Here is a 15,807-nt window from a genome sequence, read left to right on the forward strand (position 1 = left end):
CCGCTACCAAGGCGCCCCGAGATGCCCTCAGCAACGTGATCGGCGATACGTTCGCCGCCCTGTCGGGCGCGGTTGGTGACGCGGAACTGTCGCTCAGCCGGCGCCGAGCCACCAGCCACGCTGCCGCAAATGCCGTCGGTACTGGCGGAACAGCGCGAACTGGCATGGGCTTGAGCCGCAGACAATTAGCGGTGGCCTCAGATGCAGCCGATCTGAGCGAAGCCGAACAAGAAGCAGCCGACGCCCAGTTCAATATGTCCTCCGGCTGGATCCCGGTAATAGGCACGGTCTACAACGCCGCTAGCCTCACAACGGACTTCCTTCAATTCGCTGGGGCAGTGGGACGCGGTGACATCCCGGACATCTTCGATGAAATCGCCGATATGGCAACAGATATCGTCGGGATGGTGCCCATCGTCGGTGGACCTCTGGCCGCGACGATCTACCACATCCGGGAAGCGCTTTCCGCGCCACCCAACAAAGCTCCGAGCGCCCTGGACGACAGCTTTACAACGAACGAAAACACTCCAGTCACGGGCAACATCCTGGCCAATGACACAGACGCGGAGGGCGATACGTTCACCGCCGCAATCGGTAGCCAGGGAACCTACGGCAGCGCAACTGTCGAAGCCGACGGTACGTTCACCTACGTGCCGGCCGTCAACTACGCCGGCGCAGACACCTTTACGTACACCGTCACCGACGGTGTGAATACCTCTACGGGCAAAGTCAGTATTACTGTCTCGTTGGATACCACTGTCCTACAACAACTTGCCGCGACGGGTGCCGCTCTGGTGAGCGAGAACAGCGACGGAACTGTCCGCGCAATCGACGGCACATTCTCAGGACAACTGGTCCACAACGCCACCGATGCAGCGGGTGTATTCAACGCGCTCGCCGCCGTATTGGGTGCACCCCCGGGATTCGCAACAGCAGATGCCATCACTTCACAGCAAGTATCGGGGGCGGATGCGACGTCGACGGGGGTGTACTACCGGCTGCGGCCCAGCATCAATGGCGTCCCCGTTGCGGGCAGCACGGTGATCCTGGTCGCCAATGGAAATGGCACTGTGACAAGCATTTTCAATGGACTTTCCCAGCAGGTTTCCTCTGCCGATACCACACCGCTCATAGATAGCACTGCGGCCACAACGGTGGCCACCGCGGCGATAATCGCCACTGCCAGCACACAAGCCAACGGGACGATCGATCCACAGCTTCTTGCCCAGTTCCAAGCATCGCTGACCTCCGATTCGCATCTGGTCATCTACGACCTTGACTCAGGTGCACCCCCGCAGCTGGCATGGCAAGTCGACATCTCGACCACGCCACCTTCTGATGGACCATCCACGGCACCAGCACCTGCGAGGATAGGCACCTACTACATCGCTGCAAACGGGACAGAGCCCGGGGCAATCCTCAGCGAAAACCTTGACGCTTCCCAAGCAGCCTCTCAGCAGACAGCGTACGGCTACACATTCACCGCAGAATCACAAAATGGCGTACTCGTCCTCAGAGACGGGGCGCGGAATATCGAGGTGTACCAGAACGTATCTTCTGGAAGCTTCTTGTTTTGGCACTGGGGAGAGAAATACGAACTGGCCAACAACAGATCAGGCTGGAACAGAGATGCCGTGGCAGCCTACGCCAACATTGAAGGCGTATTCAATTACTACCACGACGTACTCAAGCGAACGTCCTACGACGGGCGCGGTGGCCAGATCCTGGTTGGCGTCAATGCTCCAATTACCGATGATGCGCAATGGCAACCGTCAAGCCATCAGATCATGTTCGGTAGCGGAGATCTCGAAGAAGCATTGGATGTGGTTGGGCACGAATTCACCCATGGCGTTATTCAATTCGTAGTCGGTAATGGTGCGTCAGTTTGGAAGAGCGGGGAATCGGGCGCCCTCGGCGAGGCATATGGCGACATCTTGGGCAGCCTGATCGAAGGCAAGACACGGGACGACGCAGGGCGTTGGCTAGTCGCCGAGGATGCGAGTGGTGATCCGTTCCGGAATATGGCGGACCCATCCGAGTTCAAGTGGAGGTCAACGAATATCTCCTTCTCCGAATTCTACGGGAGCCGCTACCGAGGTTCGAGCGACGATGGTGGCGAACACATAAACAGCACCATCTTCAGCCACGCCTTCTACCGCATGGTCATGGACCCAGGAAATGATCCCAATGACACGGGATTCGGAGGCGTGCTCTCACGCGGCCAGGGACGTACCGCCAACATCACCGACGATCAATGGGCCAAGGTCTTTTACAACTCGCTGTACCGGCTGCCCGCCAACGCGACTTTCGTCGATGCGAGGTCCGCGGTCATCAGTGCCGCCAAGGCTCAGGCTTTTAGCCAGACTGAGATTGAAGCGATCCAGGATGCGTTCGATCACGTTGGCATCAAGGCTTCGAACTACAAGTACGGCGCCTACGACACAGTCGACCTCGGCGGTACGCCCTCCGATCTTGCGGCAAGCGCCAACGGTAACCGGACGTACGTCATCGTAGGAAACACCGTGAAGGTTGTGGACACCCAAAATGCATCCACGACGACGCCCGAATCAGTCACCGTGGGTGGCTCGCCTATCTCAATTGCCGTTAATAACAACGGAACTCGCGCCTATGTCACCAACAGTTCGAGTGGCACCGTCACGGTCATTCAGAAGCTGTTGGGTGTCGGGGCAAAAGCAGAGACAACCACCGTGGCCGTTGGCGGCCAGCCCAACGGTGTCGCGGTTAATGCCGCAGGCACTCGTGCGTACGTGGCGAACTCCGGAAGCGGGACCGTCTCCATCATCGATTACGACTTCAGCGGCTATGGCACGCCGACAGTGACGACTGTCGCAGTCGGCGCAGGGCCTTATAAGGTCGCAGCGAATTCGGATGGCACCCGCGCCTTCGTTACCAATACAGCTAGCGGCTCGGTGTCGATCATCGATTATGCAGGTGGCACTCCCGTCGTGAATACCTACACGGTGGGTGCCAATCCACGGGAAGTAGCAGTGAGCAACGACGGGACGCGTGCGCTGGTCTACGGCACCAACGGTTCGGTCTACGTCGTAGATGCCAATGCGGGATCACCGGTGACGGTCACCAAGGTGCCGGGACAGGACATGTATTCCTACACCTCTGATGGGTTCATCGCTATGAGCGGCGACGGCCATTGGGGCTACGTCACCGATCACGACGGAGACGTGGAGATCATCAACACCGCTTACGATGCGTCGGTTCCGCTGGGCGTCTATGTCGCGCACATCAATGACCTCAATCATTCAGTGGCAACCTCGACCGATGGGTCGAAGGCATTCGTTGTCACGCACAACCACCTGTATATTCTCAGCCCCTACGGCGGCATACCGATCGCGGCAAATATCCCATTTGCCATCAACAACAATGCAAGCAACTACCAGCAGGTGTCGGTCAGCGCCAATGGCCAATTCGTGGTCGCGACCGACATCAACGGAAAGATGACCATCCTGAACGCGACGGCCTTCTAGAGATCGCCGAATCACGAGCTCATCGTCCGCGCTACTTCGACTCCGCCTTGCTCTCGGCGAAACCGTCGAAGTCCTCCGGCGTGTATTCGCGGGCTTCCACGAGCACCATCCAATTGCCCGAGTTGTCTCGCATCAGCGCCTCGACGCCGTACGGCCGTTCCTCGGGTTCCTGAATGAACTCGACGCCCTTGGCCTTCAGCTGTTCATAGGTCGCGCGGCAGTCGTCGACCGCCAGGCCCAACCCGGGCAGACCGCCGGCGGCCTGAGCCCGCTGAAAGGCCGCGATCAGGTCGTCGGACAACGGCTTGCTCGGGGTGGTCAGGTGCACCTGCAGCTCGGGCTGATTCGGGTGAACCACTGTGCACCAACGGAAGTCGGGTCCGAGCTGCAGATCGTCCTTGGCCTCGAAGCCGAGGACGTCGGTGTAGAAGGCGAGCGACTCATCAATGTCGCGGACGAAAACCGATACCAGAGAGATGTTCGTGATCATGCGCCCAACGCTAGGCGAGGGTCATGCCACCGGGCTTCTCCTCGATTGCGGCACCGGCCGGTGGGTACCGCTCGGCCAGGCCGGCCATGAACAGGTAGCAGCCGGGGATCCGCGGCGCGCCATCGGTGTACCGGTGGCGAAATTCGCTGGGGCTCACGCCGACCAGTTCACGAAACCTCGTGGAGAACGAACCGAGGCTGGTGAAGCCCACCGTCATACAGACCTCGGTGACGGTGAGATTGGTGGCGCGCAACAGATCCTGGGCCCGCTCCACTCGCCGGCGCGACAGATGCTCGGCGGGCGACATACCGTACGTCGCGGTGAACAGCCGCTGGAAGTGATACTTGCTGATGCCCGCGACCGCGGCGAGCTGTTCGAGATCGAGCGGCTGGTCGTAGTGCCGGTCGGCGTGATCGCGAGCGCGGCGCAGGTGGTGCAGCACGTCATCGGATGCGCGCACAGGCATGACCGTCAGTATGCGCCGGGCGCCGAGATCGACGAAATGTTGCGATCTACTCGCACTTCCTCGGCCAAACGTCGGTTTGGGCGAGAAGGGCGCTAGACCTGATACACCCTGGGCTCGAGGGTGCCGATGAACGGTAGGTCGCGGTAGCGCTCGGCGTAATCCAAGCCGTAGCCGACGACGAACTCATTGGGGATGTCGAAGCCGACGTATTCGATGTCAACGTCGGCGCGCACCGCATCGGGCTTGCGCAGCAGGGTGCACACTCGCAGCGATTTGGGATGGCGGGTGGCCAGGTTGCGCAACAGCCATGACAAGGTCAGCCCGGAGTCCACGATGTCCTCGACGATCAGCACATCGCGGTCATGGATGTCGCGGTCGAGGTCCTTGAGGATGCGGACAACCCCGGACGACGACGTCGACGATCCGTAGGAGCTGACGGCCATGAATTCCAGCTGGGTCGGCAACGGGATCGCGCGGGCCAGATCGGTGACGAACATCACCGCGCCCTTGAGGACCGTCAGCAGCAACAGGTCCTGACCGTTCAGCGAATCCGCGTAGTCACGGGCGACCGACGCCGCCAGCTCCGCCGTGCGGGCGTGAATCTGCTCTTGTGACAACAGGACCGATTTGATGTCCCCGGGATACAGCTCGTGCGCCGACACGTCCACACTGTATCCACGAGCACGGCGTTACAACCAATCTCAGACCGGCTGCGTGTACATCGTCAGCCTGCCGTCGCGGCGCGCGGCGAACAGCCTTTGCCGCCGTTGGTCCGAGCCGACCGCCACCCCGCCCTGCCCATGCCAGGCGGTGACCAGCGCGTCCACCGCGCGGATCTGCTTGTCGGTCAGGTTGGCCGCCCCGCCCCGCAGCAGCCAGCCGCGGATCACCCGGCGCCGCACCGCGGTGGGCAGGGTGGCCAAAGCGGTGACCGCTACGGTCTCGCCGGTGTCGTCGAGAGCGGCGGCCGCCAAAGCGTCCAGGGCGTCAGTGTCCTCCCGCAGCGCGGCGGCGGTGCGGGACAGCGCCTCGGCGACGCCACCGCCGAGCACATCCTCGAGCAGCGGCAGCACCTCGGTGCGCAACCGCACCCGGGTGAAGCGGGAGTCATGGTTGTGCGGGTCATCCCACGGCGCCAGGCCCAGTTCGGCGCAGGCTTCATGAGTCGTGCCGCGGCGAACTCCCAGCAGCGGTCGGTACCACGGCGGGTCGCAGGCCCGCATGCCGGCGATCGACCGCGCGCCCGACCCGCGGCCCAGCCCCAACAGCACGGTCTCAGCCTGATCATCGAGGGTGTGCGCCAACAGCACCGCGGCGTCGGCGCGTGCAGCGTCCAGCGCGGCGTAACGGGCAGCGCGGGCGGCAGCCTCGGGCCCGCCGTGGACGCCCACCTGCACCCGCAACACCCGGGCGTCGACGCAGCCGACGTCGTGAGCCTGCCCGCGAGCGGCCTCGGCGACTTCGTCGGAACCGGGTTGCAGGCCGTGATCGACGATCAGGGCGGTGGTCGGCAGTGTCGCCGCGGCCGCCGCCGCCAGGGCCAATGAATCCGGTCCGCCGGATAGCGCGACACACCATGAGGTGGCGCCGGGCAGGTGCTCGGTCGCGAAGCCGGCCACGGTGGCCCGCAGGGCCGCTACAGCACCCGGTCGATCCACCGCTGCGGGTCTTCGATCTCGTCGGGCAGCGGCAGGGTCTGCGCACTGGTCCATACCGTGTTGAAGCGGTCCATGCCGACCCGGTCCACCACGTGGTCGACGAACGCCTTGCCGCGGGTGTACTGACTGAGTTTGGCGTCCACCCCGAGCAGCGCTCGCAGCAGCCGCTGCAGTGGCGGCTGCTTGCGCTGGCGGCGTTGGTCGAACCGGTTGCGAATCGTCTGCACCGACGGCACGACGGCCGGGCCGACCGCGTCCATGACGTGGTCGGCATGGCCTTCGAGCAGTGTGCCGAGCACCAACAGCTGGTCGAGTGCCACTTGCTGCGGCTCGGACTGCACCGCCCGCATGAACCCGAGGATCCCCGCGTCGTTGGCGCCCAACGCACCCATGCGCCGCTTCTTCACGAACTCCGCCAGCCGTCCCACGACCTGCGCCACATCGTCGGCCGCATCTGAGGTCAGGACGCCCAGTGCCTGCGACATGTGTTGTGCCAGCCAGGGATTGGCGGAGAACTGCACTCGGTGGGTGACCTCATGCAGGCACACCCACAGCCGGAAATCGGCCGGCGACACCCGCAGCTGGCGCTCGACGGCGATGACGTTCGGATAGACCAGCAGTAACAGCCCGTCGTCGGTGCCGGTCTCGGCGAACGGGTCGTACTGGCCGAGGATCCCCGAGGAGATGAACGCCAGCACCGCGCCGGTCTGCGCGCCGGTGACGCGGCCGGTGATCAGGTTGGTGGGTTTGTCAGTGCCGCCGGTCATCACCCGCATCGAGTCCGACGCCGCACGGATCCAGCCCTGCCGATCGACGATGCGCGCGTCGGGAACGGGGGCATCCCCACCCATCCGGGTGACCTCGCGGACCGGGCCTTCGGCTTTGCGTGCGGCGGCGGCCAATTCATCGACGGCCTGGTTGCGGGTGTAGTCGGTGGCCGATGGCCCCGGCCGGGCCAGCCGCGCGCCAACCGTCCCGGCGAATGCCCAGTCGACGGCGCGCCCGACCGTCACCGATGAGGTCATGAGCCGCACCCGCAGGTGCGCAGCACGCCGGCCAGTGCGTCGAGTGCTACCCGGCCCATCGGCCCGGCATCGTTGGAGATGAAGGCGAACGTCAGCACCCGGCCGCTGGCGTCGGTGACCACCCCGGCCAGCGAGTTGATCGCCGTCAGCGACCCGGTCTTGGCGCGCAGCCAGCCGGCCGAGGAAACGTTGGGGTCGCCGCCGAGGAAACGATCCGACAGGGTGCCGCTGCCGCCGGCGATCGGCAGGACGTCCAGTAACGGCCGCATGGCCGGCTGGTCGGGTCCGGCCGCGGCCTGGACCACCTCGTCCAGCGTCTTCGCGGTCAGCCGGTCCAGGGTGGACAGCCCGCTCGAATCGAACAGTGCGGCGCCGGTCATGTCGACGCCGGCGCCGGACAGCTTGTTGCTGATCGCGTCGACCGCCCCGGCGAAGCTCATCGGGCGGCCGGTGGCCTTGGCGACCTCGCGGGCGATCGACTCGGCCATCACGTTGTCCGAGGCGTTCATCATCTGCCGCAGCCGCTCGATGAGCGGCGCGCCCAGCACCGAGGCGAGCTGCCGGCCGGTCGGTGGCCCAGGTGCCATGGTGACCTTGGCCGGGTCGACGCCCAGCGCGGTGGCCAGGGCCCGTCCGGCGTCGAGTGCGGGGGTCCGCGACCGCGCCGAATCGACCGTGGTCGGCTGGATCCGGCCGGCGTCGATCATCACCGACTGCATCGGGGCGATGTCGCCGCCGTCGATGTCGGCGGGATCCCAGCCGGGCGCGAAATCCGGCCCGCTGTACAAGGAATCGTCCACCTGGACCGCCGTCGCGGTGATTCCGCTCTTGCGCACCTGGTCGGCGAGGTCGCTGATCCGCGCCGCGCCGCGATACCAGGTCTCCTGGCCCGCCGGTGCGGCCGACAGGATCGGATCACCGCCGCCGACGAGCACCACGACCCCGGGCTGGCGGGTCTGGTCCGCCGCGACGACGGTCGTGGTGACCCGCTCGTCGCGGTTCAGCGCCAAGAGGGCGGCGCCGGTCGTGAGCGTCTTGTTGGTCGACGCCGGCAGCAGCGGCACGTCGGCGCGGTGCTCCCAGAGCTGATCGCCGGTCGTCGCGTCGGTGACCCGGCCGGTGACATTGCCGAGGTTGGGATCGGCGACCGGCATCGCCAGTGCGGCCGTTAGGCCGGCAGCGGTGGGCACCGGCGCGGAATCCGACACCGGGACGACGCCCGGACTGGCGGTCACCAGCGCATGGCCGGGCGGTGCCTGCGCAATGCTGGTGTCATCGTGGGTCAAGACAGCGGCTATCGCCACAACGGCCGCGACCAGCACGATCACCGCCACGGCGAGCACCACGTGCGCCCAGCGCCACCCGCGAGTCGGGCTCATCGTTCTCCTGAGGCTCTTTCTGGCTTCCTTCGTCTCATTGTGCCCAACCACCCCGCAGTGCAGGCCGGCGCGGGCGTTAGGGTTAGGCCGCGTCGCCGGTTCGGCGGGCAGGAGCGAAGCGACCCGGGGATCAGCTCGGCGATCGAAATCAGCGAAGAAGGAGTCGCACGGTGCAGTTCGACGTCACCATCGAGATCCCCAAGGGCCAGCGCAACAAGTACGAGGTCGACCACGAAACCGGACGCGTCCGCCTCGACCGCTACCTCTACACCCCGATGGCCTACCCCGCCGATTATGGCTTCATCGAAGACACCCTGGGTGAGGACGGCGACCCCCTGGACGCGCTCGTGCTGCTGCCGCTGTCGGTGTTCCCCGGTGTCATCGTCGAGGCGCGCCCGGTGGGCATGTTCAAGATGGTCGATGAGGCCGGCGGTGACGACAAGGTTTTGTGTGTTCCCGCGGGCGACCAGCGCTGGGACCACATCCAGGACATCGGCGATGTCCCGAAGGACGAACTCGAGTCGATCCAGCACTTCTTCACTCACTACAAGGACCTCGAGCCGGGCAAGTTCGTCAAGGGCTCCGACTGGGTCGGGCGTGCCGAGGCCGAGGCTGAGGTGGAGCGCTCGCGGGAACGGTTCGCGACCGACGGCCACTGAGGCACCGTGGGGTCAGGCCGCGTTGACACCGTCGCGCGGGTCGGGTCTTCCAGGTCTGGCGGTGCCGGCGGATTTCCTGTTCCGGTCCGGCTTGCCCAGCAGATCCCCACGTCCGCTATTCGCGGGTGCGGGATCGGCCGGGGCTGCCGAGCGTGCCTGCTTTGCCTGGCCGCGCGTGCCGGCAAACTGCCGCGCCGGCGGTCGGGCCGCACGGGGCAACGCGCTGCCGACCGACCTCTCGACCCCCTGCGGCTGGGAACCCACCAGCGGGTCCGACGCCTGATTGTCGACTGAGTTCGCCGTAGGCCGTGTTGAGGTCACCGGTGCAGTCGAGGCCGCCCGTTCTGGGCTGGGCTGCTGCAGCGGGTAGAGCCAATTGTTGAACTCGTTGAGTTGGTGCACCTGTGTGTCGCTCAAGTGAAAGCCGACGGCACCGGCCGCGATCTCGACGACCTGGGTCAGTGGGTGCTGAGCATGGTAGACGGCATATGTCGTCTTGCCGTCCTGGCTGTAGAAAAGCTCCTTGTCCTCAATTTGATCGACGGTGGCGTAGCACTCGGGACCCATGTTCGAGTGAATGGCCAGGAAGCCGGCCACGTCAACGACCAGTGAGGCGAGCGGCCGATACCAAACCCATTGGAAATTGGCGACGGGGTCGCCGACGATGATCACCGAGGTCACTTGCAGATCAACACCGGTATCGGCCGGGTTGCGGGCACCGTCGGCAGTCGCGCCGATGAGATCGGCCATGACGCTCACCAGAGGGTGACCGGCGGCCCACTGCTTGATCCCCCAGGGACTGCGCGGGTCGGATACCAGCACGATCTGGGTTCGGCTCGGGTCGAGCAACCCGGCCGCGTAGGCCTGTTCGGTTGCATCGCCGACAGCGTCGGCGCCTTGCGAGTAGCCCGAGTACACGACATAGGGGTTGTCGGTGGCCGCCTGCAGCCCCCGCATGGTCTGCAGGTTGTGGTCGATGGCGAGGTTCACGGACTCGTCGTAAGTGGGCGCGAAGATCGGCAGCCAGGCGCCGGACTGGCCGGAGACGACCGGGAACAGGGATTGGGGGAACTCGACGATGGCCGTGTCCAGATTGCCGCGCATTGGATCAATCCGCGGGTAGAGCGTCTTGTCGTCAGTACCCGGGGTGTTCACCAGCACTGCGCCGGTGGGCACGCCGAGGTCGTCGATGAGCCAGCTGGTACTGCTGGTACTGATTCTGGCGTCGCTCAGTGCGGGGTGGCTGCCCGCCTTGAGATCGTTCAACACCCCGGCGCTCGTCGGCGGGGTCTGGGCGGCCTGGGCGAAGCCGCTGGGGGACAGCAAGGCCGGGCCCGCCAGAACCAGACACCCCGCGCATCCAACGGCAACGGACTCGACGGCCCGCCTGACGATGCCCATGTCCCCGACCCCCGTTCACGGCGCATTGAGCCGCTCTTCGGAGTTAAGACCGCATCGAAGGGCGGGCGTCGTGTTTCGGCAAAGAGATGTGACGAAACATTTGAAATTCCATGAATTTGCCTGGCCGTAACAGTAGGTAACCCGGCTGTCCTTTGGCTTTTCGATGATGAGTTGGTGTTGTTGCACCAGGGCATCGGTCTCGAAGCCTTCAACGAGTTGCCGGACCGCAAGGCGGTCCACGCGCTCTACGAGTGCTGCAACAGCGTGACGCTGGCCCGCGACCTGACGCGCGGCCGCCCCTATGCCGATCGCACCGAGCTGTTCCGCCGGGCCGACGACCTGCTGTTCTCGCTGTCGGAGTCCTCCATCGACGACATCCTCCAGGCGTATCCGCATGTCGGGCGTCGACCGGGCAGCACGAAGTCGCAGGCCGAGCAGTGCTCGGTGTGGGACTCCTCGCCGGAGGTGATGGCCGAACTGACCGCAGCGGTCGACGCCTACAGCGCACACTTCGGTTTCGGTTTCGTCATGCACATCGGCGGTCTGGCTCGTGAGGCCTGCGCCAAGTCGGTCATCGCGGCCGTGCGCGACCGGATGCACCACGACCCCGAAACCGAACGCAAGGTCGTGTGCAACGAACTGGCCCGGATCAACCGCAGCCGGCTCGAGAGGATGCTCGGTCCTGAGGGCGGCTACGACAACTGGGGTTAATGTGCAGGCGTGGCTCTGTCGTTGGATCCTGAACTACTGACCCTGCTGGAGCCGTTGATGGCGGCGACCGCCGCTCTCGAGCCGCCCGCGATCGGTGACGTCGCCACCCGCCGGGAACGGGCGATCCCGTTGTTCCAGCTGTTGGCCGCTTCCCGGGACCCGGTTGACGGCGTCGAGGTGGCGCGGCACACGCTGCCCACCGACGACGGCGCAGAGCTGGATCTGGCGTGGTTCTTCCCCAGCGCGGGACTGTCCGGCAGCGCCGTCCTGTACCTGCACGGTGGCGGCATGATCTACAGCCTGGCCGAGACCGCTCCGGCCTACGACGCGGCGGTGCGGGCCTATGTCGCCGGCTCCGGTGTTCCGATGCTGTTGGTGGATTACCGTGTGGCGCCTGAACATTCGGACCCGACTCCAGTCGAGGACTGTTATTCGGCGCTGCGCTGGCTGTTCGATAACGCGGCGAGACTCGGAGTGGACCCGGCCCGGATCGCTGTCGCCGGCGACAGTGCCGGCGGCGGCCTGGCCGCCGGGGTCAGCCTGCTGGCCCGTGACCGCGGTGGCCCGGCGCTGGCCGCCCAGCTGTTGATCTACCCGATGCTCGACGACCGCACCACCACCCCGGATCCGCGGCTGCCGACCGAAGCGCTGACGTGGACCTACGACGACAACATCACCGGCTGGAGCGCGCTGCTCGCCGGCGACGAACCGTCGGTGTACGCCGCGCCGGCCCGCGCGCAGGACCTGACCGGCCTCCCGCCGACCTACATCGACGTCGGAGACCTCGACATCTTCCGCGACGAGGACATCGCCTATGCGGCACGCCTTTCCGCCGCCGGGGTGCCCACAGAGTTGCATGTGCATCCCGGTTGTCCGCACGCCTGGGAGGCGTTGGCGCCTACCGCGGCGGTGTCCAAGCGGGTGGTTGCCGACCGGATCCGCAGGTTGCGCGCGATCTAGCCGCCGACAGTGCTTGCGGTTGTGGCGAATTCGGCGATCAGACCGGCCAGCGCATCGGGCGCGTCGAGCATCGAGAAGGTCCGCGCATTCGCGATGATCTCCAGCCGGGAGTTGGGCAGCGCAGCGGCGAGCCTGCGACCGTCGGCTTGAGGGAAGAAGGCGTCATCGGCCGACCACGCGATCAAAGCCGGCTTGGCGAACTGCGGCAGCTTGGCCGCGGCGTCGAGAGTCGTCTGCCGGGTCAGCGATCCGGTGAAGCAGCGCAGATTCTCGGCGATCGCGCGGTCGCGGACGGCCGTGCGGGTCCATTCGGCGGTCAGCGCGTCGAGGTTGGTGTGGGCCAGCGCGCCATAGGCGCGACGCCGTACCGTCCGCAAACGCATGCCCTGCACCGCAATTCGCCATAGCACCGGCACCTTGGCCGCGGCGATGAAGGGCGCCAGAATCGGCGGCGGAAAGTGTTCGAAGGCATCACAGCTGGTAAGTACCAGGGCGCCGAGCCGGTCGGGGAACTCGGTGGCCACGACCTGGGCGACAGCTCCCCCGGTGTCGTTTCCGACGAGCACGACGTCGTCGAGCCCGGCCTTATCGAGGAACTCGGCCACCATCGACGCAACGCCGCGCATGGTCATGTCCGCGCTCGGTCGCATCGCTGTCTGGTGTGCACCGAGCGGCCAGGTCGGGACGATGCAGCGCAGTCCGTGCCGGGCCAGCCGGGCGCTCAACGGCCGCCACAGCGACCCGCCCATCGCGTACCCGTGGATGAAGACCAGCGGCCTGCCGGTCGGCGGTCCTGCCGTTTCGTAATGGATGGTTCCGCTACTGAGCTCTACGGTGTGCATGACGATCTCCCTCGTGACGACAAACAAACAGACAGTCTGCATGTAAGATACCGACAGGATGTACGGAAATACAAGAGATGGCCACCAGACGCACCCAGGCGCAGCGCTCCGCGGCAACCCAGGACGCGTTGCGTACCGCCGCGCGCGAACTCTGGGGTGAACGCGGTTACGCCGACGTCGGGACGCCGGAGATCGCCCAGCGCGCCGGCGTCACCAGGGGCGCGATGTATCACCAGTACGCCGACAAGTCGGCGTTGTTCCTCGACGTCGTCGAGTCCGTCGAAGCCGACGTGATGAACCGGTTGGCCGAGGCGGTCGTCGCCCAGGAACCGCCGACGCCGGCCGCCACGCTGCATGCGGCGGTGGACGCCTGGCTCGACATCAGCTCCGAGCGTGAGATCCGTCAGCTGATCCTGCTTGACGCGCCGAATGTGTTGGGCTGGAATGGTTTTCGTGATATCGCGGAGCGCTACAGCCTTGGCATGACCGAGCAGCTGCTACAGGCCGCGATGGATTCCGGCGAGCTCGCGACCCAACCGGTGCGGCCGCTGGCGCACATTCTCATCGGGGCTCTCGATGCCGCGGCGCTGACTATCGCGCACTCCGAGGACCCTGACCACACCGGCACCGAGGTCCGCAGCGCGTTGCACGGCATCGTCAACGGCATGCTGGCCGGGCGCCCCTAGCCAGTCCGTGCGCCGAGCCAGAACTCAGAGCGACCAGCGGGCCGAATTCTCGCTCTCAGTTCTGGATCGACGTCTCAGCCGGCCGCCCACTGCTTGGCTTGCTCGAGCCCGTCGAGGCCGAACACCGCGACCTCGCCGGGCATCAGCCAACCCACCACGTGAATGGTGTGCGCCACCCACTCCTTGTCACTGACCACCGCGACTCGCTTGAAGGCGGCGTGGCGCGAGAAGAGCGTGCCCAGGCCGAGTTTGAGGTCTTCGACCAGACCGCCGGGGCCGAAGCCCTGGTAATCGGAGTCGATGACCTCGACGATTCGGATCTCCCCGCCGGCCTTCAACAGTTCGTCCATCGTGGGACTGAATGCCTTCAGGTCGTCGCCACTGACCCGGCCCGACACCCGTATCCCCGTCACGCCTTCCGGCATGTCGGAAAGAACTTCGATCATCGGTTCAGCGTAGAACCGCGCGTGTTCAGGCGGCGGAGATTTGCAGTCGATCCTGAATCCGGCTCAGTGCTGCGCGCGCCCGCAGCTGCAAGTCGTCGCCCGGCCCGACCGGCATGAGTGTGACCCCATCGGCAACCCCGGCGACGTACAGATCAGCGACCAGCCCGGCCAGCCCATCGAGGGTTCCCGCATAGCGCACACCGTCGGCATCACCGTAATCGGCGAACGCAGCCAGCGCCGTGCGTGGGTCGTCGGCGACCGACACAGCCAGATCGAGCACTACGGCGACGTCCGTGGGCAGCCTGCGGCGGCGTCGTGCCGCCTCCTGCAGGTCCGCGGCGCTCAACCGCACCACCGGGCCCGCACCCGCGGTCAACTCGGTCCAGGCACCCCCGGCCTCTGAAATGAAGACCCGCAACTCCGGCATGGCGGCCACGCTAAGGACACGAGGAACCACCGGCAATGGTTCCATTCATCCGGACGCGAAGGGCATGACGGCCAACCCGCTCAGCGTTTGTCGACCACCTGGGTCTTGATGAGGCTGGCGACCATCGTCAGGAACAGCGTCAACACGATCACGGCCAGACTCAGCAACGTCGGTATCTCCGGGACAGGGACGTGCTGGCCACCGTTGATGAAAGGCAGCTCGTTTTCGTGCAGCGCATGCAGCACGAGCTTGACCCCGATGAAGAACAGGATGAAGGCCAGGCCCTGCGACAGATACACCAGGCGGTTGAGCAGATCGCCGAGCAGGAAGTACAGCTGCCGCAGGCCCATCAGCGCGAAAAGGTTTGCGGTGAAAACGATGTACGGCTCGCGGGTCAGACCGTAGATCGCCGGGATGGAGTCCAGTGCGAACAGCAGGTCGGTGGTGCCCAGCGCCACGATGACCAGGAACATCGGGGTCATCAGCCGCTTGCCGCCCTCTTTGAGATAGAGCTTGAGGCCGTCCCATTTGTCGGTGGTGGGAACGTATTTGCGGGCCAGGCGCACCACGGTGTTCTCGGCGTCGTCGTCGTGCTCGGTGTCGCGAGCCAGCCTGATCGCCGTGTACAGCAGGAACGCGCCGAAGATGTAGAAGATCCACGAAAACTGTGCAATGGCAACGGCACCCAGCGCGATGAAGATTCCCCGGAAGATCAGCGCGAGGACGATGCCGATCAGCAGCGCCTCTTGTTGATAGACCTTCGGCACTTTGAAGCTGGCCATGATGATGATGAAGATGAACAGGTTGTCCACCGACAGGCTGTACTCGGTGAGCCAGCCGGCAAAGAACTCCAGGCCGAACTGGCCGCCGTGGAAGTTCCACACCCACACCCCGAACGCGATGGCCAGACCGATGTAGAACGACAGATAGATACCGCACTCACGCATCGTGGGTTCGTGCGGGCGCCGCGCGATGAAGATCACATCGAACAGCAGCACCGCGACCGTCACGCCGATGGTGATGAACCATTCGAGCGAAGACACATTCATATACAGACCTCCGGGCGTCACAGAACGTCCGAGGTCTCTTCCGCCGCTGCGAGCGCGGCCCGCGGCACCGGACGACCGACATTGGCCGCCGTGGTGACGACACCG

16 protein-coding genes are annotated in these 15,807 nt (G+C 65.4%); 5 read left to right on the plus strand and 11 right to left on the minus strand.

Annotated features, from left to right (window positions below):
- Positions 1-35 precede the first annotated feature (35 nt).
- Positions 36-3,503 carry a M4 family metallopeptidase gene (locus AB431_RS29685; RefSeq protein ID WP_144418379.1) on the plus strand — a complete coding sequence of 1,156 codons (3,468 nt, stop codon included), beginning with the start codon at positions 36-38 and terminating at the stop codon, positions 3,501-3,503.
- A gap of 31 nt (positions 3,504-3,534) precedes the next feature.
- Here AB431_RS29685 and AB431_RS26820 read toward each other — a convergent pair whose 3' ends face one another.
- From AB431_RS26820 to dacB, 6 genes are all read right to left on the minus strand, one after another.
- Positions 3,535-3,993 (minus strand): VOC family protein, encoded by a 459-nt coding sequence (locus tag AB431_RS26820; RefSeq protein ID WP_047332507.1) that lies wholly within the window; start codon positions 3,991-3,993, stop codon positions 3,535-3,537.
- Positions 3,994-4,003: 10 nt separating this feature from the next.
- Positions 4,004-4,459 (minus strand): helix-turn-helix domain-containing protein, encoded by a 456-nt coding sequence (locus tag AB431_RS26825; protein WP_047332508.1) that lies wholly within the window; start codon positions 4,457-4,459, stop codon positions 4,004-4,006.
- 92 nt (positions 4,460-4,551) lie between these two features.
- On the minus strand, positions 4,552-5,127 hold the full coding sequence (gene hpt / locus AB431_RS26830; RefSeq protein WP_047332509.1) for a hypoxanthine phosphoribosyltransferase: 576 nt from the start codon (positions 5,125-5,127) through the stop codon (positions 4,552-4,554).
- 33 nt (positions 5,128-5,160) lie between these two features.
- A complete protein-coding gene (gene tilS / locus AB431_RS26835) occupies positions 5,161-6,117 on the minus strand; it encodes a tRNA lysidine(34) synthetase TilS (protein ID WP_047332510.1) in 957 nt (318 codons plus the stop codon).
- A complete protein-coding gene (locus tag AB431_RS26840) occupies positions 6,096-7,142 on the minus strand; it encodes a zinc-dependent metalloprotease (protein WP_047333835.1) in 1,047 nt (348 codons plus the stop codon). The genes tilS and AB431_RS26840 overlap by 22 nt, the downstream gene beginning before the upstream one ends.
- Positions 7,139-8,521, minus strand: a complete 1,383-nt coding sequence (dacB, locus tag AB431_RS26845; RefSeq protein WP_047332511.1) for a D-alanyl-D-alanine carboxypeptidase/D-alanyl-D-alanine-endopeptidase — start codon at positions 8,519-8,521, stop codon at positions 7,139-7,141. Before dacB ends, AB431_RS26840 begins: the two co-directional genes overlap by 4 nt.
- A gap of 170 nt (positions 8,522-8,691) precedes the next feature.
- On the opposite strand from dacB, the gene AB431_RS26850 reads away from it, so the two are divergent.
- Entirely contained in the window at positions 8,692-9,180 is a 489-nt protein-coding gene (locus AB431_RS26850) for an inorganic diphosphatase (protein ID WP_047332512.1), read from the plus strand.
- Positions 9,181-9,192: 12 nt separating this feature from the next.
- On the opposite strand, the gene AB431_RS26855 is transcribed toward AB431_RS26850, so the two are convergent.
- Positions 9,193-10,581 (minus strand): PE-PPE domain-containing protein, encoded by a 1,389-nt coding sequence (locus tag AB431_RS26855; protein WP_052960408.1) that lies wholly within the window; start codon positions 10,579-10,581, stop codon positions 9,193-9,195.
- A 174-nt stretch (positions 10,582-10,755) separates the two neighbouring features.
- Between AB431_RS26855 and AB431_RS26860 the strand changes: the two genes are divergently transcribed.
- Positions 10,756-11,292, plus strand: a complete 537-nt coding sequence (locus tag AB431_RS26860; RefSeq protein WP_047332513.1) for a 2-oxo-4-hydroxy-4-carboxy-5-ureidoimidazoline decarboxylase — start codon at positions 10,756-10,758, stop codon at positions 11,290-11,292.
- A gap of 9 nt (positions 11,293-11,301) precedes the next feature.
- Positions 11,302-12,252, plus strand: a complete 951-nt coding sequence (locus AB431_RS26865; protein ID WP_047332514.1) for an alpha/beta hydrolase — start codon at positions 11,302-11,304, stop codon at positions 12,250-12,252.
- Here the strand turns inward: AB431_RS26865 and AB431_RS26870 are convergent.
- Positions 12,249-13,094 carry an alpha/beta fold hydrolase gene (locus AB431_RS26870; RefSeq protein ID WP_047332515.1) on the minus strand — a complete coding sequence of 282 codons (846 nt, stop codon included), beginning with the start codon at positions 13,092-13,094 and terminating at the stop codon, positions 12,249-12,251. The genes AB431_RS26865 and AB431_RS26870 overlap by 4 nt on opposite strands.
- Before the next feature lie 77 nt (positions 13,095-13,171).
- On the opposite strand from AB431_RS26870, the gene AB431_RS26875 reads away from it, so the two are divergent.
- Complete coding sequence (locus AB431_RS26875) at positions 13,172-13,780, plus strand: TetR/AcrR family transcriptional regulator (protein WP_047332516.1); 609 nt, start codon at positions 13,172-13,174, stop codon at positions 13,778-13,780.
- 74 nt (positions 13,781-13,854) lie between these two features.
- Here the strand turns inward: AB431_RS26875 and AB431_RS26880 are convergent, their stop codons facing one another.
- From AB431_RS26880 to AB431_RS26890, 3 genes are all read right to left on the minus strand, one after another.
- Complete coding sequence (locus AB431_RS26880) at positions 13,855-14,226, minus strand: STAS/SEC14 domain-containing protein (RefSeq protein WP_047332517.1); 372 nt, start codon at positions 14,224-14,226, stop codon at positions 13,855-13,857.
- Positions 14,227-14,251: 25 nt separating this feature from the next.
- On the minus strand, positions 14,252-14,653 hold the full coding sequence (locus AB431_RS26885) for a hypothetical protein (protein WP_047333837.1): 402 nt from the start codon (positions 14,651-14,653) through the stop codon (positions 14,252-14,254).
- An 80-nt stretch (positions 14,654-14,733) separates the two neighbouring features.
- Positions 14,734-15,702, minus strand: coding sequence for a TerC family protein (locus AB431_RS26890; protein WP_047332518.1), 969 nt, complete (start codon positions 15,700-15,702; stop codon positions 14,734-14,736).
- Positions 15,703-15,807: the final 105 nt, after the last annotated feature.

Source organism: Mycobacterium sp. EPa45, from assembly GCF_001021385.1.
Lineage (GTDB): Bacteria > Actinomycetota > Actinomycetes > Mycobacteriales > Mycobacteriaceae > Mycobacterium.